The following is a 26,008-nucleotide window of genomic DNA, read 5'->3' as shown; positions in this document are numbered from 1 at the left end:
ATTAAACTAAAAGGTTATTAAATTGGACTAAAAGGTCCTCCAGCTAAACTAAAAGGTTATTAAATTAAACTAAAAGATCATTCCATTAAACTAAAAGGTTATGAAATTGACCTAAAAGTTCATCCCTCTAAACTAAAAGTTCATTTCATTGAACTAAACGGTTATCCGGCTGAGCTAGTGTCAAGTCAAGCATAAAATGTCGTACATAATCAATTACAATAGCTCGTAATCATACAACATATTGTTGTTGAAGTGACACTAGTTCTGAAATTAAAAATGGTTTAAATATGTCGAGAGTGGGAATTTCCGCTCTTATTTCCTTTCTTCAAGGGCATCCCTTATTTTCTGAACCGTAAGGGCGCCGGGGGTCCCTGTCATGTTGTGGGGAGGCCAGTCTCCCGATTTGATTTCTTCCGAGTTTTCGTCGTGCTCGTCTTCGAGCAGAAGGATAAGTTCCACGTCATCGGGAATGTCGTCTACCATCTTTGCCCCGCAGACCTTGAGTTCCCCCAGGGCTTCTTTTCCTTTTTCCTCATCAAAGGGGACAGTGCAGCCCTTCACGACGTTTGTCCGAAGACCCCTTTCAAGAAAGCCTAGAGAGTTGTGGTAGATACAGACCTCGTCAACCAGGCCTGTTATGAACACTTCGCCAATACCCAGTTCCGCAAGCTCCAGTTCGAGTCTCGGGTTTGTAAAGGCGTTGTAATGGTCTTTCGGAAGCCTGAGCACTGCGACATTTCCCCTGCTCAGGACCTTTTTCACAAGTTCCACTATCGGGCAAATGATTGTTTTCCCCAGTGGGGCTGCGAGTCGCCCCTCATACTCTTTGTTTTCATGTTCGTATTTCTCAAACACGAAGTCATTAGTCATGTCTATGATAACCAGTGCTTTCAAGCTTTCACCCTTATCTTCGTTTTTACCCTAATCCACGTTATTCAAAATAAGTTTACCCCAGGGTCCCGTTCTCAGCTTTTCTCAGGCAGGTTTTCTTTGCGATTCATGGACTCATCCCTGAAATTCCGGTATGGTGCAGGCTTGCGGTGGGAGAATATTTTGTTTTTCACGGATAGCCTGTTTTTTTGGTAAACTGTCGTACATACGAAAAGAATAAAAAGCTTAATAGCATCTAAAAAATAAAAAACATGAATTGTTTATTTGCTTGTAATGTAAAAAATTAGCATGTTTTTTTTGAAAAGTTTTCGAAATTCCTTAATTTAAGGCTCTTATAAGGTTCCAATCTACCTCTTTAAGCTTCAATGAACCAAAAAATCAAAATGAAACGGATAAAGGGATAAAATGCTAAAAAAAAACGTTATATTTTTCTCTCTTGCTGCGATATGCCTCCTGCTAGGGCAAGCGGCAGCAATTTCAGAAAGCCTGACTTCTATAGAAAATGAATCTCTAACATTTGAAAATAATGAATCTCTAACATCTGTAAATAATGAATCTCTAACATCTGTAAATAATGAATCCATTCCATCTGGAAATGGTTCTTCTGAACTTTTTTCCCTTGCTCCTTTGAATCCTGATTTTGAGGAGTATCAGGAAAAAGAAGAGCTAAGCGAAGAACGGATATTACTGACCTCCAGTAAACCTCTTTTTCCTGAATTCGAAAATTCCGGAGACGGGGCTGAAAATTTAGTAACGGGACTCACTCCCGCCCCCGTAGACCTTTCACACCTGAAAACTGTTGAAAGCCCGGAGGTTCTGAGTTCCTATCCTGCTTCTTACGACCTCAGGGTTCTTGGGCTTGTGAGCCCTGTCCGGGACCAGAAGGATGCAGGAAGCTGCTGGACATTTGGGGCTTATGCATCCCTTGAATCTTACATTCTCAAAACAGATGGAAAAAACCGGGACTTTTCCGAAAACAACATAAAAAACCTGCTTTCCAAGGATTATCCTGAAGGTTTTGACCGCAGTTATGATGACGGCGGAAACGAGTTTATATCTACGGCTTACTTTGCCCGATGGAGTGGTCCGGTAAGCGAAACCGATGACCCTTATGACCCCCACTCCGGAGTTTCCCCGACAGACCTTCCTGCCCTAAAGCGTGTTCAGGAAGTGCTCTTCCTCCCGGGAAGAAGTGGACCCCAGGATAACGAGCTCATCAAATGGGCCCTGATGAATTACGGGGTCCTTGACTCCAGCGTTCATTTTACTTCCAATGCTTATGACTCCGCCAACTGCAGCCATTATTACTCCGGTTTGGAACCGACAAACCATATGATAGGCATCGTGGGCTGGGACGATTCTTTTGACCGAAACAAATTCACTCCTGCAGCTCCGGGAGATGGGGCATTCATTGTCAAGAATTCCTGGGGAACCGGCTGGGGAGATGAAGGATTCTTCTATGTCTCGTATTATGATACTACCATAGGAACGGGGAATGCCGTCCATACGGCTGAAGACCTCGGTTCCTATTCCCATGTGTACCAGTATGACCCCATGGGCTGGATTGAAAGTCTCGGGTATTCGGGAAGCAACACAGCCTGGGAAGCCAACGTCTTCACAGCCGAAAAAGCCGAGACCCTCGAAGCCGTGAGTTTCTATACCACTGCTTCCGATACCGGATACGAAATCTACGTCTACACAGGTACGGATTCCGGGCCCATAAATCCTGATGGGGCAGAAACTTCCGTTAACGGGACAATCCCCTTTGCAGGTTACCATACGGTTTCCCTGGACTCCGGAGTCCCGCTTGAGGCCGGGCAGAACTTTTCAGTAGTTGTAAAATTTACTACCCCTGATTATTCCTATCCTGTGGCGGTTGAATTGCCGGTTGCCGGATACAGCAGCAAAGCGAGGGCAAACCCCGGGGAGAGTTTCTTCAGCCCGGACGGGAAAAACTGGACGGACACTACCCTTGCTGTGAAAAATGTAAACGTCTGCATTAAAGCCTTCACAAACCGGAGTGAGGCGGCGAAAGCTGCTTTCACGGCCGATGTGACCTCAGGCCCGGCCCCGCTAACGGTAGAATTTATTGATGCAAGTACCTTTTCTCCCACTGACTGGGACTGGGACTTCGGGGACGGAAACAATTCCACAGCCCGTTTCCCGGTCCATACCTATGCGAAAGCCGGCAAGTATAATGTCACACTCCGCGTGGAAAACGAATACGGAAACAGCACTATTGAAAAAACGGAATGGATCCGCGCAACTGATGCCTCCCTGCTCTATGTGGCCGATGATGGGACTGAGAACTTTTCTTCCATTCAGGCTGCAGTTGATGCCGCCTCTCCGGGAGCCACAATCATTGTCAGAAATGGCACATACACGGAAAACGTGGATGTTGACAGGGCCGTTACGATTATTTCCGAGGCCGGGCCTGAGTACACGGAAGTAAAGGCTGAAAACTCGAACGATTCCGTATTCTACGTAACGGCAGACGTGGTTAATATTTCAGGTTTTTCCGTGAGTGGTGGGTCCGAACTTGTGTCTTCTTCTACCTACTCCACCGCCGGGATCTGGCTCTATGATGTCAGGGACTGCAACATAAGCGGAAATGTGCTTTTGGATAACTACTGTGGAATTTCTGTGATTGTTTCAGGGAACTGTACCCTGACCGGGAATAGGGTTGAATCCAATCGCATCGGAATCCTTCTGGACAGGTCGGAAGGGAATATCCTGAGAAGTAACAGGCTGGAAAACAACTCCCTCAATTTTGAAGTTAAGGCTGCTTCGACCGAACAGGATATTGACGAAAGCAACATGGTTAACGGCAAGCCTATCTACTACCTTGTAAACGAAACTGACCTTCTTCTGGATTCTGATTCGGATGCCGGAACCGTTTATTGCATTGACTGCCGGAACGTAACGGTCCGGGACCTGAACCTTTCAGGCAATTACTACGGGCTTTACCTCTATAATACGACGGATTCCCACGTTGAGAATATTAGCTCTTCAGAAAACCAGTATGGATTCTGCATCAAAAATTCCCGCGGCTTAAATTTCACGAACAATTCCGCAAGTTCAAACGTCCACGGGGTTTACCTCGAAGACTCGGAATGGGAATCTTTCTCCCGCAACAGAATGGAAGGAAACACTTACAGTTTTGATATTAAAGGGAACTGTTTTTCACAAAGCATGTCTTATATGGATTCAAGCAACCTGCTGGACGGAAAGCCCCTTTACATCCTTTCCGGAGTTTCCGATTATGTCCTGGATGCCGGGGCCGGGGATTGTCCTGTTTGTCTCTTTAACTGCCAGAACGTAACAGTCCGGGACCTGATGTTCCGGGATAGCTTTTTTGGAGTTTATATTTACGGGACTGAAGAGGCAATAATCGTAAACAATACGTTCTATGGTATCCGGTACGGAGGGGTTTATCTTGAAAATTCCTGGAACAGTACGGTAGAAGGTAACGAATTTTCGGGCAATTCATACGGGCTTTACCTGAAGGCATCTTCCGGAAACACCCTGACAAACAACACCTTATCCGCAAATCCGGGATGCGGAATCTTTCTTTCTGAGTCCCGTGATAACATTGTAAGCAGCAACAATGCTTCCGGGAGTAATTATGGAATTTATGCGTCCTACTCCGATGACAACCGTTTCGTGGAAAACATTGCTTCTTACAATGCTAGAGGGCTCTATCTGAAAGGCTCTAAATACAACACCCTTACAAAAAACACCGCAAATTCGAATAGAATAAGCGGGTTTGACCTGACCGAAAGCCGGCAAAATACCCTCTCGAGGAACACAGTTCTGGACAACTCCCGCGGCATTACTCTTCGGGGCAGCCTGACCGATGGAGGCCTGGCTACGGATAATAATGTCCTGTGCTACAACACGGTTTCAAATAACTCGATAATAGGGGTCTCGCTCTCTGGAGCCGAAAATAACACCTTATACGGCAATGCTTTCAACAACACAAAGAACGTTGAAGAATATGGCCAGAATATCTGGAATACCACTGCTGGAAATTACTGGAGCGATTATTCGGGTCCTGACGCTGACGGTAACGGGATAGGTGACACTCCTTACGTTATCAATTCCATTACCGGAAGTAAGGATTACCTGCCCCTCTCCAGGGAACCGGGCGTCCCGCTTACCTTTACGGTAGGCTCCGGAGACGAAGATTTTTCCTCAATCCAGGCGGCTGTGGATGCTGCATGGGAAGGGGACACACTTCTTGTAAGCCCTGGCACTTATACGGAGAACGTGAGAGTAAACAAATCCCTCAGCATCATTTCTTCGTCCGGGAACCCTGAAGATACGATTGTCCGTGGTGCTGATCCTGGAGAACACGTTTTCAACGTGACTGCCGATTCCGTGGCAATCAGCGGGTTTAACGTGTCCGGGGCTTCCGGAGAAAATGTTGAAGGGAATGCTGCAGGGGTCTACCTGAAAGGAGTATCTGGCTGTAATTTAAGCGGAAACGTCCTTTCTGATAGTTATTTCGGGGCCTGGTTAATTGAGTCTGGAAACTGCAGCCTTTCCGGAAATACCGTAGCAGGAGGGATATTCGGGATTTACATTGAAGGTTCTGATAACAACTTTGCAGGTAATAACAGCATAAGTTCGGTTTCTAACTGCGGGCTCTGGCTGGAAGAAGCCTCAGGAAACGAAATCTCTGATAACGAGTTGCAGAACAATTCTTACGGGGTTGCAGTTCTGGGTACCGGAAACGAGCTGCTTAACAACACCATAAGCGAAAGTGCCTATTATGGGCTCTGGCTTGGTGAATCCTCAGAAAACAAACTCTCAGGAAACGAGTTATGGGACAATGGATATGGTGTATTCCTGGTTAAGAGTAATGAAAACGAGTTGTACAACAATACCATAGGCGGAAGTGCCTATTATGGGCTGTATCTCTCGGGTTCGGAGGCAAATATCCTGAGAAACAATTCGATGCAGTCCAGCACTTTCAACTTCATGGACCAATATCTCTTTTCTATATCTCTTCACCCAAATGATATCGATACCAGCAACCTGGTGGACGGCAAGCCGATATATTACCTTGTGGGAAAGTCGGACTTTGTCCTCAATTCAGCTTCAAATGCCGGCACTGTCTACCTGATCGGCTGTGAAAATGTGACTGCCCGGGACCTGGTACTGGAAAAGAACGGGTTCGGTGTTTTTGCCTTCGGGTCTTCGAATTCAACCCTGTACAACCTCACAGTATCCGACAATGAGTATGGGCTTATGGGCTTTTTCGACAACTACAGAAACTGTTCAAACAGCACTGTTGAGAATAATATGTTTGGTATCGTTTTTATTGCCGGAAATAATAACAAACTGAGCAACAACAGCATCTCGGAAAACGAGTATGGGCTCATACTTGCTTCCGATTCCGGTGTCCTGAGAGATAATCTTATTTCAGGTAACGAATACAACTTCGGGGCAGAACCAATTTTTGGAGTAATAGAAACTGATATCGATACCAGCAACCTTGTGGACGGAAAGCCGATTTATTACCTTAAAGGGGAATCCGACAGGGTGCTCGATGCATCTTCAAATGCAGGAACAGTGTACCTTTTTGACTGTGAGAATATAACGGTCAGGGACCAGGTGCTTGAGCACAACATGTACGGCATTACCCTTTACAATACGACGAATTCAAGTCTGGCCGGAAACCGTGTGAGCAGTAACGAGGAAGGGCTTATGCTTTACGAGTCTTGCAATAACAGCATCTACAACAATTTCTTCTCAAGCGACTTTCTGAATGTCGGGTTGATGGGGAAATGTGCCGGAAACACCTGGAACGCCAGCAAGACCAAGGGGGCAAACATCCTCGGGGACCCGTATATCGGCGGCAACTGCTGGGCAAACCCGCAGGGGACAGGTTTTTCCGAAGTCACACCTGATGCCAATGGAGACGGGTTCTGTGATGCCCCTTACGAGATTCCGAGATCCGGAAACCAGTTTGACAGCCTCCCCCTCTACAACCCTCCTGAAGTTACCGATGACGGAGAAGACGAAGAAGACGAAAAAGAACACAGTGGAAGCAGTGGGAGCCGGACAGCTCTTTTCAGTGGCGTCTCGGGAGTGCCTTCTGCTAACGTCCTTACAGCAAGCGTTTCCAGGCAGCAGGTTCTTGCAGGCCAGCAGGCAGAGTTCAGATTCAGTGACCCCGGATGCATTGTGACGGGAATAAGCTTTGTTTCGAGGACCAGTGCAGGGACTGTAACCGGGAAAGTGGAGGCTTTGAAAGGCCTGCCTGAAACGGTTCCGGAAGCTCCGGAATGCGCGATCTACCAGTACATGAACATAGTTGTCGGAAGCCAGTTCTTCGGGGAATCCGGTACGTTTGAGGGTGCAGTGATCGACTTTAAGGTCCCACGTACATGGATGGAAGAAAATATGATCGATGAAGCAAGCATCGTTCTGAACCGCTTCCATGACGATGCCTGGGCTTCGCTTGCAACGGAGAAAACCGGGGAAGATGCCGAATTCCTTTACTTCAGGGCTAAAACTCCGGGCTTTTCCTACTATTCAATCACAGGAGAAAAGACAGGTGCCGTTACGATAACGCCAGCAGAAACACCCGGTTCCGGAGGAGAAGCACAGAAAATAACGGGTAAAGAAGTTCCGAAAGCAACCTCCGAAGAAGAAAAGAAAAGTCCGGGCTTTGGGATTGTCTTTGCAGTTGCGGGAATTCTTTCCGTACTGTTCCTGTTGAAAAAGAAGTAAGGAGGAGAAAAATAGGATAAAATCGGATAAAATGAGACCTGAAACGCTATACAGTGAGGGGAAATCTTTTTCCCTTCCATTTTCTTTTTTGACTCTTTTTTGATTCCTTTTTGATTCCTTTTTGGTCCTTTTTCAGATTACTTTCTTGTAAAGTCCGATTAATTTTATAAACATTTTAATAATTTTCATAAGTTTTATATTTTCTGTCGCCCAACGTTGCGAGGTTGATGTTTTTGAGTAAATAGAAATAAATGAAACGTTTTTCGATTTGCTTTTCAGGTACCGATACTCTCACCGGTCAGCTTGCTGACCGGCCTTTTCAATAAAGTGTATGTAGACAAGCAAAAGAGTAGCCTGATGACCTAAAAGTTCATTTTCATGAGTAAAAAGTTCGTTGTAATAATGAAGTTTATTGTGATGATTGAGAAGTGAATTGAGATAACCATAAAGAATATTGGTATAACTATAAAGTATATTGGTATGACTATAAAGGATATTGATATGACTATAAAGGATATTGATATGACTATAAAGGATATTTGTATGACTATAAAGTATATTGGTATGACTATAAAGGATATTTGTATGACTATAAAGGATATTTGTATGACTATAAAGGATATTTGTATGACTATAAAGTATATTGGTATAACTATAAAGGGCATTGGATTAACTAAAAAGGGCATTCAAATTACTGAATAATGCATTATCATAAATACAAATGTCCTCCAGTTGACTGAATGGGGACGTTCTGATAAAAATACAAGGGTTCAATTTGAAATTAGTGTGCTAGCAGTCACAACCTAAAAATCACTCTTTTTGGGTTCAGACCTTTTTTTTATTTCTTTTTGGGGAGGCGCCGCCAGGCAAGCTGGCGGGGATATCCTGAAACACCTGGACTGAAAAAAGGTTCCCGGGGTAAACGGGCTTACTTCTCTGGCAAGCTGTAGGGATTCCTCTAGCGCCTGGCCTAAAAAACGGTTCCCGGGGTAAATCATCCGCCGGCAACCGGGGGGACCAGGACCATAACGTCCCCGGCCTTCAGTTTGGTTTCAGGGCCTTCGAGAAAGTCGGTGTTTCTCCCGTTTACCAGGAACCTCACTTTTGGAATTCCACCGGCGGTTGTGCCTGTTGTGGCTTCTTTGAACGTTGCCCCGTAGCGGGCTTGAAGGGCTTTCAAGGCAGTTTCCACGCTGTCACCAGGGTGGATCTCAAGCTCGATTTCGGACTCTCCTGTGATTTGCCGGATTGTGGCAAGGAACTTTACGCGGACTTTCAAGTCTAACTCTCCTGAAAAACTCTAAAGGAAATAAAGCTAAAGCTGGGAAGACTGAACTGAAGATGGAACTGAAGACTGAACTGAAGATGGAAAGGAAGAGGAAAGCTTTCAGGCAATCCTCTGGCTCAGATAATCTCCAGTTCCTTCAGTTTCTCTTCCGTGGGCTTTCCGTCAACCCAGCCCCGGAGTGCGTAGTACTCGTCGATCATTTCCGGGACGTGGGAAACCTGGCCTTTGGCCGGGCCTTCAGGGACAGGCTCTTCGGTAAGGCGCTTTGGGAGGATGTCTTCATTCCGGTCAAGCCCGTACTTATTATTCATCAGCCGCTCCAGGTTTGTGATCCGCTCTCCGATCTTCAGCAGTTTGTCGGCGTCAAGGTCAAAGCCCGTGACTGCTGCCAGCATCCCGGCGTATTCGGGGAAGCCCAGGGCAAAGGAGGAAAAGAGGCAGACCACCGATGAGTTGATGGCTGAGGCCAGGTCCTGGAGGATGATGGTCCATTTTGGCTTGTCCTCAACGGCGTAGGGGTCGAGCTTTTCGGGCAGTCCCAGGATTTCGGGAGAGATCATGTAGCCGTAAACGTGGTCGCCGCCGCGGTTTGCGGTTGCGTAGTTCAGGCCTATCCCCTGGATTGGGCGGGGGTCATAAGCGGGGAGTTCCATGCCCTTGACCGTCATTGAAAGTTCCGGAGCCCCATATTTTTTTGCAAGGGCTCTCGAGCCCAGGGCAAGGTCGGCTCCGATCCCGGCTCGGTAGGCGGTTCTCCAGATAGCTTCGATCATTGAGCCGACATCTCCGAAGCGCAGGTTCATGCCGTGCAGTTTTTCTTCCGGGATTTTTCCTTTCTCCACGAGTTCCATGGCACAGGCGATTGTGCCTCCCATAGAGATGGTGTCAAGCCCCAGTTCGTCGCAGAGGTGATTGGCCTTTATCAGGGCGTCGAGATCTGTTATCCCACAGTTGGCTCCAAACGTAAAGATTGTCTCGTATTCCGGACCTTCGGTATCCCGGACACTGTAGGGACCTTCAGGCACGTCGGACTTCCTCCCGCAGACAATCGGACAGCCCCAGCAGCCAGACCTGCCAGTCAGGTATTTATCGACCAGGGTCTCCCCGCTCTGTTCATCAGCTTCGGGGAAGTAAGCTTCCTGGAAGTTCCGGGTCGGATAGGCCCCGCTTTCGTTGAGGATATTCACAAGGACCGCAGTCCCGTAAGTGTGAAGCCCTCCCCTGGGGCCCGTGACCGGGTTTTCCCTGATTTTTGCCATGGATTCAGCGACTTTCTCTTTCAAAAGTTCCGGGTTTGCAGGGTCAACCCGTTTGTTTCCCGAAACCACGATTGCCTTCAACTTCTTGCTGCCCATGACAGCCCCAAGCCCTGTCCTCCCCGCGGTCCGGTACTTGTCGTTCATGATGCCGGAAAAGGGGATCAGGTTCTCCCCACTGGGCCCGATGCAGGCAACGGAGGTCTTCTTCGGGTTTCCTATCCTTTCGACAAGCTCATCCGTGACCGCGTGGACTGTCATGCCCCAGAGTTCCGGGGCTGGCACAAGCCTGGCTTTTCCGTCAACGATCTCCAGGTAGACCGGCTCCTTTGAAATTCCCCGGACCACAACGGCGTCATAGCCGGCAAACTTGAGGTGGACTCCCCATTTCCCGCCCGAGTTTCCACTCCCGACGGTCCCTGTTTCCGGGGATTTGCTGCAAACTACATGATGGCGCCCGCTGGTTGGAAGCTTCCCTCCCGTGGCAGGCCCGGTTACAAAAGCGAGCAGGTTGTCCGGGTCAAAAGGCTGCATGTCAGCCCTGAACTCGTCGTATACGAGCTTCAGGCCGAGTCCTTTTCCTCCAAGGTACATCCGTGCCATTTCTTCATCAAGCGGCGAGTCTTTAAGCTCTCCGCTGTCAAGGTCAACTTCTAAAATTTTGCCTACATAGCCCCCTGGCATGTAACTCCTCCTTTTGAGTACGTTTTTAATCTGTTCTGGCAAGCCCCTTCATCCCCTTTCTCAGGGAATGTTTGCCAGGTCGTTTTGGAGAACTGCTCTCTTTTATTAAGGGCAGTTTTCTTTGGGAAAATGAGCTTCCTTTCGGTAAATCAATTTGCTTATGGTAAATCAGCTTCAATCCGAAGAACCGGGTTTGATTTTCGGCTATCCGGTTGAATAACTATTCCTATATAATTATAGGTACATCTCTTATAAAAGTATTCACGCCTTCGTAAGAATTTTCAGATTTGTAACCATTGGTTGAGCCTGACTATTTCTTATATATTATACTTTTTTTGTTTATACTATTCCATAAAATTTAAGTTATGACTTCAACTATTTTATTATACTAATCTTTATTTACATTAAAGAAAATATAAAAATATATATAATTGTCTTTACAGTCAAATAACGATCTATTATTACCAGACTTTATCGAAAGAATTCTTACACTTTACAAAGATTCATTCAATGGTTGAAAAATATTCTTGGTTGTCTACCTATGAATAAGACGTCGTGATTAAAAAAGAAGGTTAAGGACCCTTTATTCTGAAAACAGGGTTAAAGGCTGATAATTACGCCAGGGTGTGATCCTTACAGAGTTAATCAAAACTAAGGGTACTGTTTCATTCGGTTCAGTGACTAATAGCTTAGTTAGGTGTTCTTGTTTAGTAATAAAATAACACAGACATTGTATAATATATTTTAAAAGTAATACATTGATCCTTTGCCAACTAATTTATTTTATTTACCATTTTCTTTAAAAATAGTTCACTTTAAAAAAATATGCATATGATTTGTGAATCGGAAGTTGTTGTGGAATCATCTCTTCCGATTCTCCAGAAAAACCTATGGTGAAAATATGAATATACAAAAAACAGATCGAATTACTTTTAAACATCGATCCCTGTTCCTTACGATATTGTTCACGGCCCTTCTGTTGACCATAACAGCCGGGACCGCCAGTGCGATGACCTTTGCTACAGGTGGCTCAATTGCCCCATCCGCTATCAAGGCTTCAAGCCCACCTACAGGGGTAATAGGCCTGAATCTTAGTTCGGATAGTGGTGATACACTTACGTCTTTAAATTTGGATTTTTCATTTTCAGGCCCAGGGTTTGATATCAATGATTTAAACCTTCTGAGCAATGATCCGACAAGTGGGGTGTCTTTATATTTTGATAGGGACGGAGACGGCCAATTTAGTTATCTGTCCGACGAGCAGGTCCCCCTATTATTTCCCGATTCAGTTTTTGCTCCCCCTATATGTCTTCTGATGATAGATCCTGCCTATTCACTGTTGCATCCTCTGCCAGCTTCTTCTGATATTTACAATTATTTTATCGTAATCAGAACAAGTTCAGGTATATCCAACGGGGATATGATTGCTGCATCTATTATTGCTCCTGATTCTATCTGGACCAGTTCAGGTCCGGCTCTTCTACTTGAGCCTATCATCCCCGCACTTATCATTGCGGACACGATTTCCCCTGAACTTGTATGTGCAAAATACATCTCCTCCACTGAGCTTGAGATGACTTTCAACGAAAATATTTCTTCTGTTGACCAGTTGAAGATAAGTCTGACCGACGATAACGACGATCCTATTCAACTTACAGGAGATCCTGTTCTGATCGAGGATAACCTTGTCACGGTCATTACGGAAAGTACCGGGGAGGATACCGGATTTAGTATCGAGAATACTAATGTGGGACTTGACCTTGCTTCGGGGGCAGTTCTGGATGAAGCCGGGAATCCTAACCCTGGCTACACCGATGAAATGGTTTCCGACGGCCAGGACCCTGAACTGCTCAGCGCAAGATTCATTTCAAGTACTCAGATTGAGATGAATTTCAGTGAAGAGTTTGATCTGGTTTTCCCGGAAAATATAAGCCTCACCAACGATACCGGTGTCCCTATCGGGATTTATGGTTGTGATCCCGGCTATCTATGGAACGTAGCAATTTTAACTATTGAAAGTATTGGGGATGACCCCTCATTTAATATTAGCAACGAAAGTCAGGGACTTGACCTTTATTATTTTGCTGTTACTGACACTGCAGGTGACCCGGATGCCGGAATCCCTCCAAATGTGAATGACGAAGTTCTTAACATCCCAGTGGGTGACGGAATTCCGCCTTCTGTAAGCGCCGTTTCAATACTGTCTTCCAACGAAGAAGACAATACAATTGCTATTACAGGTGACGATATTAACATCTCCTTCACAGCATCCGAGCCCCTGTTTGAAACTCCTGGGGTTATGATTGCAGGGCAGCCCGCAGCAGTTTCACACGATGGCTTATTTTACAATGCAACTTACACAGTCCAGCCCTCCGATGCTGACGGCCCGGTAGCTTTTTCAATCGACTACGCTGATCTTGCAGGTAATGCCGGTCCCCGGAAAACTTCCACAGACGATGGAAGTTTCGTTATGATTGACCAGAGTGCACCACCAGGGCTTGCCCTGATATCCCCGGCAGAAGGTTTTATCAATGACACCGGTTCAGTAAGCTTCAACTTCACGGCCTGTGATGATGAGGATGAGGATGTTGATTACAGGCTGTTCATTAACGGAGTGGAGAATACAACCGGAAATGTCACCTGTGGTGGTTACGAGACGGTGGATCTGTTCTTAAATGAAGGCGAATACAACTGGTCTGTTACCATCTGGGACTCCACCTGGAAATATAATTCGAGCAATGTCCTGAATTTCACTGTTGATACTGAAGCTCCTGAACTTATGCTGATATCTCCGGAAGAAGGGACAATAAACGAAACCGGTTCGGTAACTTTCAACTTCACAGCCTTTGACACCGTTGATGACACGCTTGATTACTCTCTATTTATCAATGGTATTGAAAACAAAACCGGAACCATTGACTCAGGTTGTTTTGAAAGCTTAACTGTCGACTTTGCTGACGGCGAATACAACTGGTCAGTTATCGTCAGTGATGCCTCAGAGAAATATAATTCGAGCAGTGTCCTGAATTTCACTGTTGACACTGAAGCTCCTGAGCTTGCTTTGATAGCTCCGGAAGAAGAGTGCATAAACGACACCGGTACAGTAACTTTCAATTTCACCGCTTTTGACATTGTTGATGAAGATCTCGATTACACTTTGTTCATCAACGGAATTGAGAACACAAGCGGAACAATCGTCTGCGGCGATTATGAGAATGTGGATCTATCCTTTGCTGACGGTGAATACAACTGGTCCGTTACCGTCTGGGATTCTTCTGGTAAACTTAATGAAAGTAATGTCCTGAATTTCACTGTTGACACCGAAGCTCCTGAGCTTGCTTTGATAGCTCCGGAAGAAGAGTACGTAAACGACACAGGTTCGGTCTCTTTCAACTTCACGGCCTTTGATATTGTCGACGAAGATCTCGATTACACTTTATTCATTAACGGAATTGAGAACACAAGCGGAACAATTGTCTGTGGCGATTTTGAGAATGTGGATCTATCCTTTGCTGATGGCGAATACAACTGGTCCGTTACCGTCTGTGACTCCTCAGGAAAGTATAATTCAAGCAGTGTCCTGAATTTCACTGTTGACACTGAAGCTCCTGAGCTCGCTTTGATAGCTCCGGGAGAAGAGTGCATAAACGACACAGGTTCAGTAACTTTCAGTTTCACGGCCTTTGATATTGTTGATGAAGACCTGGATTACACTCTGTTCATTAACGGAATCGAGAACACAAGCGGAACAATCGTCTGCGGCGATTATGAGAATGTGCCGCTGTCTCTTGATGAAGGCGAATATAACTGGTCCGTTACTGTCCTGGATTCTTCCGGTAAACTTAATGAAAGCAGTGTCCTGAATTTCACCGTAGACACCACAGCTCCTGAACTTTTCCTGGTGGCTCCGGAAGACGAATTTATCAACGACAGCGGTTTGGTCACTTTCAACTTCACGGCTTTTGACATCGTTGATGATACGCTTGACTATACCCTGTTCATCAATGGAATCGAGAACACAAGCGGAACCATAGATTCAGGTTGTTTTGAAACTGTGGATCTGTCCCTTGTAGAAGGTGACTACAACTGGTCAGTTACCGTAAGTGATGCTTCAGAGAAATATAATTCGAGCAATGTCCTGAATTTGACTGTTGACACCACAGCCCCTGAACTTGCTCTGGTGGCTCCGGAAGATGAGTTTATCAACGACAGTGGTTCGGTCACTTTCAACTTTACAGCTTTTGACACCATTGATGATACGCTTGACTATGCCCTGTTCATCAATGGTATTGAGAATACAAGCGGAACCATTGATTCAGGTTGTTTTGAGACCTTATTGGTAGACTTTGTTGAGGGCGACTACAACTGGTCCGTTACCGTCTGTGACGCCTCAGGAAAGTATAATTCAAGCAGTGTCCTGAATTTCACTGTTGACACTGAAGCTCCTGAGCTTGCTCTGGTGGCTCCGGAAGATGAGTCTATCAACGATACAGGCTCGGTCACTTTCAACTTCACGGCCTTTGACACCGTTGATGACACGCTTGATTACTCTCTGTTCATCAATGGAATCGAGAACACAAGCGGAACCATTGATTCAGCTTGTTTTGAAAATGTAGCTATTGGCTTTGCTGACGGCGACTACAACTGGTCCGTTACCGTCTGTGATGCATCCGGGAAATATAATGATAGCAGTATCCTGAACTTCACTGTTGATACTGAAGCTCCCGAACTTATGCTGCTGACTCCTGAAGAGGGTGCAATCAACGACACCGGTTTGGTCACTTTCAACTTTACAGCTTTTGACAGTGTTGATGATACGCTTGACTACACTCTGTTCATTAACGGAGAAGTTAACAGGACTGGAAATTTTGCCTCTGAAACTCAAGTATCTATACCGGTTTTGTTTGCTGACGGCGAATACAACTGGTCTGTTGCAGTCCGGGATGATGCCTTCAATGCCAACATAAGTGAGGTCTTTAACTTCACCGTTGACACCAAAGCTCCCGAACTTGTGCTGGCAGCTCCGGAAGAAGGTGCGATCAACGATACGGGTTCAGTCGCTTTCACCTTCAGTGCATCTGATAATGTTGATGAACTTATCAACTACACCCTGTTCATTAATGGAGAAGTTAACAGGACTGGATACCTGGCCTCTGGAACTTCCGTTAATGTACCGATTTCATTTACTGATGGTGAATACAACTGGTCTGTTGCAGTCCGGGATGATGCCTTCAATGCCAACATAAGTGAGGTCTTTAACTTCACCGTTGACACCGAAGCTCCTGAACTTATACTGGTGGCTCCTGAAGAAGGTTCAATCAACGATACGAGCTCAGTCACATTTACTTTCGGTGCATCTGATAATGTTGATGAACTTATCAATTACACTCTGTTCATTAACGAAGTTGAAAATAGTAGAGGTACTTTATCTTCAGGCTCATTTGAAACTGTTTCTCTGGAGCTTGCTGACGGCGAATACAACTGGTCTGTTGCAGTCCGTGATGATGCCTTCAACGCTAACATAAGTGAGGTCTGTAACTTCACTGTTGACACTGAAGCTCCTGAACTTATGGTTATGAGTCCTGAAGAAGGCGCAATTAACGATACCGGTTCAGTCACATTCACCTTCGGTGCATCCGATAATGTTGATGAACTTATCAATTACACTCTGTTCATTAATGGAGAAGTTAACAGGACTGGTCTTTTATCTTCCGGAGTCTCTGATACTGTTTCACTAAACTTTGCTGACGGTACCTACAACTGGTCTGTTGCAGTCCATGACGATGCCTTCAACACTAACATAAGTGAGGTCTTTAACTTCACCGTTGACACTGAAGCTCCCGGACTTATGTTGATGGGCCCCGAAGAAGGTGCAATCAACGATACAGGTTCAGTTACTTTCACTTTCAGTGCATCTGATAATGTTGATGAACTTATCAACTACACTTTGTTCATTAACGGAGTTGAAAACAGTACGGGTACTTTATCTTCCGGCTCGTCTGAGATTGTTTCCCTCGACTTTGCTGACGGTGAATACAACTGGTCTGTTTCCGTTTGGGACGACGCTATCAATACCAACGTAAGTGATGTCCTTAACTTCACAGTCGACACCGTAGCTCCTGAACTTACTCTGGTGGTTCCGGAAGATGAGTTTATCAACGATACGGGTTCGGTAACTTTCAACTTCACGGCTTCTGACAATGTCGATGATACGCTTGACTACACCCTGTTCGTGGACGGAGAAGTTAACAGGACCGGAAACTTCAGCTCCGGGGCTTATGTGAATGTGCCGGTTTCATTTGCTGATGGCAGATACAACTGGTCGCTTTCCGTATGGGACGACGCTATCAATACCGGGACAAGTGAAGTTCTTAATTTCACTGTTGACACCGTTTCCCCGGGTACATCCGTTGATGCTCCGGAAGGAAAGCAGGATACACCTTTCTGGGTAAACTTCACCGCAACTGATGCGGATCCTTCCTCCGGCATAAAATCCACCTATTATAAGTTTGAAGGGGAGGAAGGATGGACCGCAGGAGATTCTGTCTACATCGATGTTGATGGAGTCCACAACATAAGCTATTACTCCGAGGACTTTGCTGGCAACAGGGAACTTGCAAAGCTGGTCCGGGTTGAACTCGATACCTCTCCTGTCCTTGAAGATCTTCAGCTTGTCCCGTCGACCATTCTGAACAACTCCGCCGATACTTCGATCGTTAGCTTGAATGTGACGGACCCGTCAGGAACGGGGATCATGAAAGTGACAATCGACCTCAGTCCGATAGGAGGAGCTTCAGAAGTGGAAATGAGCAGTCCTGACGGCGTACTCTATACGTATGGAATCAGTACGGATCAGGTTGGTGAATTCAGTTTCAATGTAAGTGCCACGAACAATAACGAGGTAAACCCGACAAGTACGGTTCATCTTCCACCTCTGACGGTAATAGCAGCGGATGATGTCCACTCGGAGTTTGGAGGCAATGATGGGAACCTTTCACCTTCGGAAGTTGGAAGTGTTGTGACCGGAACTACGGTATCTGACGGTGTGAAATATGCTACTTTAAGTGCTTACTTCAATGCTGATGGGTGGGATTTACTATGAAGACTCTTATTATGAAGACTCTGAAAGTATCTTACTTTAGAATAGCTTTAGTTGCGATGCTTTTCCTGGCCGTGACTGTTGTTCCTGCTGCTGCGGACCTGGAGGCCAGTGCCAGCAGGGAACTGCCTGCTTCGGTTGCCCGGGGTGAGCAGTTCCAGGTCACCGTAAATGTAGCTGACTATGGTTCAGCCGGACAGGTCCTGGAAAAGATCCCTTCGGGCTTTACATACCTTGGTTCGAGTCTTCAGGATGAAGCCGTAAGCGTAAACGGAAGCAAGATCTCTTTCCTGCTGATGGGAGAGACAGGTTTCAGTTATACCCTGGAAGCTCCCGCCTCAAGCGGTACGTACATATTCGAGGGCCTTCTCAGGGACATAAATAAAAACGTCGTCTATCTTGCCAATTCGTCAATATCCGTAAAAAGCAGCTCAGGCGGCAGTAGCGGAGGCAGTTCTTCCGGCGGTGGCGGCTCTTCTCCCGAGCCCCAGAGCAACGTTGAAATCAAGGAGCTTTCCAACCAGTTTGTCTCAAACGGCAACCGTGTAAGGTTTGCATTCCCTCAGGAAGTTACCTGCGTAATTTACATTGATTTTGACGCAAAGAGAACCCTGGGAAAAACCACCACAATTGTCGAGATGCTTAAAGGGAAATCCGATCTCGTTTCCGAAATGCCCTCAGGAGAAATTTACAGGCACCTGAACATCTGGATCGGAAGCGGCGGAGTAGCAGGCCCCGAAAACATCGAAAACGGAGTTATAGGTTTCAAGGTCGAAAAAGCCTGGATGGAAGAAAAAGGAATTGATGCAGCTTCAATAAACCTTCTCCATTATACCGAAGATGCCTGGGAAAAGCTTGAGACCCTGAAAGTCAGCGAAGACGATGAATATGTCTATTTCGAGGCCAAAACCTCTGCCTTTTCACCCTTCGCAATAAGCGCGGAAACCGCAGAAGAAACATCTAATATGGAGATCCTGCCGGAAGAATCCGAATCCGCAGATTCGGAAGACGGCCCTGCATCAGCTGTCGAAGATGCCCCGGAATCCGAAGCCCAGGACGATGAACCATCCGGTCTTCCAGGTTTTGGTTCGATGCTTGCAGCTGGCATTATCTGCACCGCCTACTGCGTCCTGAGAAGAAAGGAATAATTTGTTAAGAAAACAAGAATAGGTTAAAAAACAATTTGTTAAAAAAATAATGTGTTCCGGGTTGCAGCAGAGCCCAATGCTGCATCCCTTTTACCTTTTGTTTGTGTATTTTTTCTCTACTTTTTCTGCCCCTGTGTTTTGTCATGCTTTCGTAATCATCTCACTTTCGTAATCATCCCATTTTCGTAATTTTGTCACGCTTTGGTAATTATTTCGCTTTCGTAATTTCGTCACGCCTTCGTAATGCACTCATACCGCACGTCCGCCCGCGTGATTTTTGGCACATCTCCCCACATGCCAATGTATTCTCCCTGAACAACTACAGCTCCCGAAATCCCGGAAATTCCTTTCACCACGTCAAAAGCCTTCTCAACTGCTTCTTTTCCCACATCCACGGCATTCCCGAGAGCCGTTGCAGCCGAGTCCGCCAGGGATACATTATTGGAAAAAACGACCGCAGCATCTGCCATCCCGAAGCTGATTGAAGGGCCCACGGTCCCGGCTGAGGTGCAGACCCCGGTGATCGAGTCCCGGGGCTCGAAAACAAAGCCCAGGTTCCTGATGGAGGACTGTCCCGCATAAATCCCCACCACCACAGGCCTGTCGTTGATCATAGCAATGTCCCCACCGTTGTCCACGATCGCATACGAAGCTCCGGCTTCGACCATGGCTTCCACGGCAAGAGCCGAGACCGTGCCTGCAACCGCACTCATGGGCCCGATTCCCATGGCATTCCCGGCTTCAACCATCCTCCGGACGATTTCAGGGGCATCGGAGGGACAGCTGTGGGGCTCAAGGGTGAGCTTAAAGAAAGGGTCTGAGAGGATATAGTTTTCAAGGGCTGCGCGGTGAAAATGGATTGCTTCTTTTGCAGCTTCGATGTGAGCCTGTTCGTCAGCTGCGATTGTTACAATGGTTTCCTTGAGCTGGAAATGTTCTTTAATGGAGGGCTTTTCAGGTCTTTTTTCAGCTCCTTTTCCGGGCTCTTTTGCGGGTTCTGGCATGCTGGTCTGATAAGGAAGTTATGGCTTAAAAAAGAAGTGCTTTTCGGGTTTTGAGAGATGAATGATCTTATTTTATGGTTGGGTTTTTTCGAGTTGGCTGTCAGAAAACCGGGACAACCTGAATAGCCTCATCCCGTCGTTTTTGTCCCGAGCGAAGCGAGGCCTGAGCAGGTAATAAAGTAAAAAGAAGAAGCTGAAAAATCAGAAACAGTGTCAGATGAATTGTAGATTATCGAAGTAAATACAGAACCCGAGTCATCCGATTTGTAGATTATTGAAGTAAATACAGAACCCGAGTCATCCGATTTGTAGATTATTGAAGTAAATACAGAACCCGAGTCATCTTAGTTGTAAGTTCTCGGATCAAAAACATGTCTTGAAGTTCGCTCATGTACGTTCCCTCAGCTCGATTACGTCCCCTCCTCTCACGCCGGCTTCCAGGCAGCTGGAGTATTCTTCTATATCCTTGCCGTTCAGCAGAATCCTGATTTTCGGGTCTTCACTTTCGTCTCCGACTGTCACTTTATAGAAATCATGCCCGTAATGGTAGGCAAGAGCCCAAAGGACCGTGCATACCGTATCCCCTTTATGGATCTCAACTTCAATTTCCGGCTCTTCCGTGAGCTCCTGCACTATGTCAAGAAATTTCACCAGCATTTTCATGGCTGACCCCCTTCCCGTTAGCCTTATGTAATTATGTGAATGGCCATAAATAAGAGTACTCAAGCTTTGGGTGATGAACTCAAAACTTTCCTCATTTTGTGATTTTTTCGTTGTGATTTCTGGTGTTCATCTTATTAGTGAAAAGCGATTGATCCCGTTTTTTGAAACATTTCATTCTGAATTAAAACTTTAGTCACAAATATTTCATTGGCAATGAAAACTTTGACCAGAAATATTTCATTGGCAATGAAAACTGTCGTTCTGGTATGTATGATATAGTGCGGTTGCAGAAGTTTACGATTTTTCAGCTCTTTCCTCTTTTCCACAATTTTCAGGGAAAAACCGCTCGCCTTGGCGAGCGGGCTGCTGCCGGGGTTGGCAACCGGTGAGGCCCCTGGCTACTGATAATATCTAAATTAAATGTACTCCGGTAACAGGCTGCTTAAAAGAATATTCAGGGGCAATTCGGGAACAAAACGAGGATAAAACGGAGGCAGAATTGATTAAAAAAAATCAAAAAAGAGAATTGGGGGCAGCGGATTTCAGGATCACGCCGCCTGACTAAGATCTTTTGAATGAATTTTATATCTTATTTGGATTAGAACTGCAGCTTCTTCATCCGCTCGACAGCTTCCTGCAGCCTGGCTACGGGCTGGGTGAGTGCGAACCTGATGAAACCCTCGCCTGCATCTCCGAAGCCGACGCCAGGGGTTGCCACGATTCCCGCTTCCTCGAGGAGGACTTTTGAGAATTCCATGGAGGTGAAGCCTGCGGGAACGGGAGCCCAGATGTAGAAGGTGGCTTTGGGCGGCTTTGCTTCAAGTCCCATGGCTTTGAGCCCTTCGATCAGGGTGTCCCTGCGTTCGGTGTAGATTTTGTTCATCTCGTCCACGCATTCCTGGGACTCGTTCATGGCTGCTGCGCCTGCGATCTGCACGGCGTCAAAAGTGCCGGAGTCGATGTTTGACTTGACTTTGTCCAGGCCCTTGACGAGGTCTTTGTTCCCGACAGCGAAACCAACTCTCCAGCCGGTCATGTTGTAGGTCTTGGAGTGGGAGTAGAGTTCGATCCCGATGTCCATTGCGCCTTTTGCAGCCAGGAAGGAGGGAGCTTCGTAGCCGTCGTAGACCATCTGGCAGTAAGCGTTGTCGTGAACTGCGATGATGTCGTTTTTCTTGCAGAACTCCACGACCTTCTCGAAGAAAGCCATATCCGCAACAGCCGATGTCGGGTTGTTCGGGTAGTTGAAGAAGAAGAGCTTTGCCTTCTTGAGTACATCTGCCGGAATGGAGTCCAGGTCAGGCAGGAAGTCGTTTTCAGCCTTCAGGGGCAGCGGGTACGGCTCTCCGCCCGCAAACATGGTCCCGATCTTATAGACAGGATAACCGGGGTCGGTATAGAGCACCACATCTCCGGGGTTGACAAAAGCCAGCGGGATATGTGCCACAGCCTCCTTGGACCCGATCAGGGCCAGGACCTCGGTGGCAGGGTCGAGCTTAACTCCCTTATATTTTTCGCACCAGTCAGCCGCAGCCTTCCGGAACTCATAAAGCCCGTTGTGGGAAGGATACCTGTGCGTCTTCGGGTCTTTCACAGCCTCGCACATAGCCTCCACGATATGCTCATGAGTGGGCAGGTCCGGGTCTCCTACCCCAAGGTCGATCACGTCGACTCCCTTAGCCTTAACTTCGGCTTTTGCTTCATCGATCGCTGCAAAAAGGTATGGGGGTAATGCATTGATTCGGTCGGAATACATTGGTAAAGTCACCTATATATGGGATTTACGGTGTGTTTTTCTGGGGGTAGTACGGTGATTGAAATATTAATAGGTATGGGATGGATTATATACTGATTCATAGATGTTTACTATGATTTTTTCTTAATGAAATATGGATGCTAACAATGATAGGAGAGTTCTGCTAAAAAGTTGTTAATGTAATTAGCATCTTCATGATCAGATAAAGGCAAATCTTGTTCAATCGAGTTTTTGATTAAGACAAATTCTTTTTTGAGTTCAGCATCTGTCCATGGTTTTTTCCAGTAAAAAGCCATTATCAAAGACACTAAGCTTATTCTGTAACATCCAGGGTGGTCTAAAGTGTGAAGGGTTTGGTTATTCTTAACAAATCTAAGTTCCTCAAGAGTAGGACTTGGAAATGGGTCAAGTTCCCTATCAATTACTGGGCAGCATAAAATTGCCCAAGCTGCAACCCGTTGAACTGAAATATTGTCTGAGTTTTTTAGGATCTCAAATAGCCTTAATATTACACATTTTATATTTTCATGAACTTCGTAACCCATATATGTTGATCGCGCAAAGGCATAGCAAGCAGCAAAATTGAGATGCATTTCATCAGATCGAAGGTCGAAAATAACTCTTTTTGCGAGAAGTGTAAGTGATTTATCTTCTTCATGTGTTAACGTTGAAAATCTTTTTTTGAATCTACATCGCTGAAAAATCTCGGCAACTGCTAGATTACCCTTAACTTTTTGGATAATATTATCTTCATCTAACAATTTATACACTTTATCGAGAATTTCTGGGGTCAGGTATTCTGAATCATACCAATTAATCTCTTCTAAAGTTATCATTGCCAAGGTACTCCCCAGTGCCTTTAAATCATTTGATGAATTCATAAAGGTCTCTTGGACAACATTTTCAAATCTTTCACTATATTTTCCTCTCAATAATTGCTTTATGTCTTGAATGAATGGGTCTTGTTTCGCAATTAGTTTCAGTCCTTCATCCAATAAATTTGGGGGTATTTTGACTCCTTCCAATATACATAGGGCCAACAATTGAGTGGTTTTAGAAATTGGATACTCTAGTCCCTCTTCTTCATCTATTAGATATGTTTCTGTACCTTGTTTGGAAATCTTAATTAAGTGGCTTATTATTTGTTTTGAATCTCTTCCAGACAAAACAGTAGCCAATGAAATTACCTCTTTCCAGCTATCTTCATGCAAATAAGGTTTTAATATCTTTAGTAAAGTATCACTTTCTTTTCTTTCTGGATAATAACCTTCGACTATGGCCAATGCTGCAAAATATTCTTGGAATGTTAAGTGTTGAAATTCATACATAGGGCAATAATTACCATTTTCATCTTCGTGCCCACTTAATATCATGAGGCTGGTACGAAGCTCTATACGATGTATAAATTCTTGGTGTCCAAATTTTGCATAATCTAAAATGTCAGGCATTTGTTTTCGTGCAGAAATTAAAACTTGCTTTAGTTCTTTTGATGATATTCTCTGTGTGCCTTTTTTCATCATATAGAATGCCACAAATGCTAACTGAGGTATTGCTTCGTCCGGTTCAATACGTTCATGTCCTTCAACATTCCAAGTCCATAGTAAAAGTTCTACAGTTTTTTCGTATAAAACAGTTCTTTTAGTTGGTAATTGACCTACCCAACGATTAACTAGTAGAAGAGTGGTTAAAAGTAATGGATTTTTAGCCAACACTTTTACAGGGCCTGGGGCGCATATATTACAAGCTAATTTTTTTGCTTCTTCGAGGGTTTCTGTTTTATTTCCAATTACTTCTTTGTGCCAAGCAATTGTGAACTTAGTGATGTCTTCATCATTAAGATCAGCAATTGAATAATGCTCACAATATTCACTCAAAATTCCGGCAACTTTTCTAAATCCAGCTTCTCTAGATGTAATAATAATGTTTGTATTCGGATAAATCGATAAAAAAGTACATAGTTGATTAACAAATGAAAGACGTACTCCTTCACTTGAAATCTCGTCAAGTCCATCAATCAAAAGTAGAATTTCGCCATTCCGAAGAAAATTTTTGATTAAATTAGTAAAAGGTTCTGCTAAATCACTCATTTCAGCTCTTTGTGGGACAGTATTCAAAATTTCTGTTATTGATGATTTAATAAGATCTCCAAGTTGTCGACACCGAATGAAAATTGGAATCCAAGACTTTTCTGGGAGATTAGAATCGATTAAAGTGCTTCTTTCTGGAAAAGCATATGCAATTGCCAAACTTTTGAGTAAAGTAGTTTTTCCCCCTCCGGGAGGTGCAAGAATTGCTAACTTTGAATGTTTGGAAATAACTTCTCCGATGTTTTCCTTTTTATGCTCATGGAGTTTACTGGAATCAGCAGCTAAGTTAGCAAAATTTAGATAACTTGTACGTCTAGATGAAGACATGGAAGCAATCGAGTTACTTACTTTTTCAAAATATAGTGGTACAAAAATATTTTCTAACTTTAAACTCTTGGGACCTATATTTTGGTCTGCTGGTAGACCTTCCAGTGTTATTTTCCCACATTCTGCAGCTAAATAGGTAAAATATTTTTCTTTTATTTTTCGAATTTCTTCTTGGGTTATTGGGTTTTTAAGCTTGGGGTTTAAATACTTTAGTGAGTGTAAAATGCCTCCAACAGATCTGTCTTTTTCAATAACGGATTCTGCTAAGTCGGAACCAATTGATTCCCCATCAGCATGAATTAAAGCAAAATGCGTCCTTTGCTTATTTTGGGTGAAATAAATTGCCCAGATCCACCCCATTTCACAAGCTAACAGTTCACAATTCTCTTCAAGTTTTAGATCCGATGAATGTTCAAATGCGCAGCGTCCAGCTCTTTCCATCGCGGTTTCTGGAGATGCTATCTTATGGCCTCTTATCAATTCTTCTATAACTTGTCTTCCATCAAGTAGTATTATGCGGTTTTTTCCAACTTCCTCTTCTTGTTCAAGTGCTGTTGATGTAAAACCGTTTAAAGAAACAAAATACGCTACAGTGTCTATTTCTTCTTTACTTTTCTGTATGTCTGGCTTACCCAAAAATGTGTTAATAGCTTCTCCGCCGACCTTTTTTTTCATAGCTTTACACTCTGCGAATAAACGCCTCTTTTCGGTACGGTGGGTGCCTCTGATGTCTATTTCTCTTCCAGCTTTTGGTATATCTCTTCGAAAATTGTGATAACCAAGAGCTGAAAATAAATCTTCCATAAGTCTATTGAAAAGGTCACCTCGCTTGTTATTTTCAGCCTCTAAAATTCTAATGGAGGAAACCGTTTGCATGTTTATATCTCTTCAATTGTTGCGATTCTTTAAAAAAATATGAATTAATCATTTTAAAAATATTAACTATCTTTGATGCAACTATTCTATAAATGGATATTGATTTTCTTTAATTCTAATTGTATTAGCTATCAAAAACGGAAGTATAAATTTTATTTTAATTGTCGCTTCTGAATGTACAACATTCT

General features: G+C 44.8%; 12 protein-coding genes. 3 read left to right on the top strand and 9 right to left on the bottom strand.

All coding sequences use genetic code 11. The features are described from left to right. Positions 1–312: 312 nt before the first annotated feature. Complete coding sequence (locus tag ACSAZK_RS02915; protein WP_440955923.1) at positions 313–894, bottom strand: cysteine hydrolase family protein; 582 nt, start codon at positions 892–894, stop codon at positions 313–315. Positions 895–1,253: 359 nt separating this feature from the next. Beyond that, a complete protein-coding gene (locus tag ACSAZK_RS02910) occupies positions 1,254–1,475 on the bottom strand; it encodes a hypothetical protein (RefSeq protein ID WP_440955922.1) in 222 nt (73 codons plus the stop codon). 43 nt (positions 1,476–1,518) lie between these two features. On the opposite strand from ACSAZK_RS02910, the gene ACSAZK_RS02905 reads away from it, so the two are divergent. Then, positions 1,519–7,632: a NosD domain-containing protein gene (locus ACSAZK_RS02905; protein ID WP_440955921.1), complete on the top strand. Its 6,114-nt coding sequence runs from the start codon at positions 1,519–1,521 to the stop codon at positions 7,630–7,632. 994 nt (positions 7,633–8,626) lie between these two features. On the opposite strand, the gene ACSAZK_RS02900 is transcribed toward ACSAZK_RS02905, so the two are convergent. From ACSAZK_RS02900 to ACSAZK_RS02890, 3 genes are all read right to left on the bottom strand, one after another. Next, positions 8,627–8,911, bottom strand: coding sequence for a ubiquitin-like small modifier protein 1 (locus ACSAZK_RS02900; protein WP_440955920.1), 285 nt, complete (start codon positions 8,909–8,911; stop codon positions 8,627–8,629). A gap of 125 nt (positions 8,912–9,036) precedes the next feature. After that, the gene (locus tag ACSAZK_RS02895; protein ID WP_440955919.1) at positions 9,037–10,902 is read right to left on the bottom strand and encodes an aldehyde ferredoxin oxidoreductase family protein; all 1,866 of its coding nucleotides are present in this window, start codon (positions 10,900–10,902) and stop codon (positions 9,037–9,039) included. 846 nt (positions 10,903–11,748) lie between these two features. Beyond that, the gene (locus ACSAZK_RS02890; protein WP_440955918.1) at positions 11,749–12,027 is read right to left on the bottom strand and encodes a hypothetical protein; all 279 of its coding nucleotides are present in this window, start codon (positions 12,025–12,027) and stop codon (positions 11,749–11,751) included. Positions 12,028–12,280: 253 nt separating this feature from the next. Between ACSAZK_RS02890 and ACSAZK_RS02885 the strand changes: the two genes are divergently transcribed. Both ACSAZK_RS02885 and ACSAZK_RS02880 read left to right on the top strand, forming a co-directional pair. Then, a complete protein-coding gene (locus ACSAZK_RS02885; RefSeq protein WP_440955917.1) occupies positions 12,281–17,962 on the top strand; it encodes an OmpL47-type beta-barrel domain-containing protein in 5,682 nt (1,893 codons plus the stop codon). Then, positions 17,959–19,107 (top strand): PGF-pre-PGF domain-containing protein, encoded by a 1,149-nt coding sequence (locus tag ACSAZK_RS02880; RefSeq protein ID WP_440955916.1) that lies wholly within the window; start codon positions 17,959–17,961, stop codon positions 19,105–19,107. The genes ACSAZK_RS02885 and ACSAZK_RS02880 overlap by 4 nt, the downstream gene beginning before the upstream one ends. 230 nt (positions 19,108–19,337) lie before the next feature. On the opposite strand, the gene ACSAZK_RS02875 is transcribed toward ACSAZK_RS02880, so the two are convergent. The 4 genes from ACSAZK_RS02875 to ACSAZK_RS02860 form a co-directional block, all read right to left on the bottom strand. After that, positions 19,338–20,111: a UPF0280 family protein gene (locus ACSAZK_RS02875; RefSeq protein WP_440955915.1), complete on the bottom strand. Its 774-nt coding sequence runs from the start codon at positions 20,109–20,111 to the stop codon at positions 19,338–19,340. A gap of 387 nt (positions 20,112–20,498) precedes the next feature. After that, positions 20,499–20,774, bottom strand: a complete 276-nt coding sequence (locus tag ACSAZK_RS02870) for a hypothetical protein (RefSeq protein WP_440955914.1) — start codon at positions 20,772–20,774, stop codon at positions 20,499–20,501. 598 nt (positions 20,775–21,372) lie between these two features. After that, positions 21,373–22,530, bottom strand: a complete 1,158-nt coding sequence (locus tag ACSAZK_RS02865) for an LL-diaminopimelate aminotransferase (protein ID WP_440955913.1) — start codon at positions 22,528–22,530, stop codon at positions 21,373–21,375. A gap of 140 nt (positions 22,531–22,670) precedes the next feature. Further along, on the bottom strand, positions 22,671–25,820 hold the full coding sequence (locus tag ACSAZK_RS02860) for a restriction endonuclease (RefSeq protein WP_440955912.1): 3,150 nt from the start codon (positions 25,818–25,820) through the stop codon (positions 22,671–22,673). Positions 25,821–26,008 lie beyond the last annotated feature (188 nt).

Origin of the sequence: Methanosarcina sediminis (genome assembly GCF_052056915.1) — an archaeon.
Classification (GTDB): domain Archaea; phylum Halobacteriota; class Methanosarcinia; order Methanosarcinales; family Methanosarcinaceae; genus MTP4.
The sequence above is the reverse complement of the archived record's forward strand: the minus strand, read 5'-3'. Positions and strand labels throughout refer to the sequence as shown.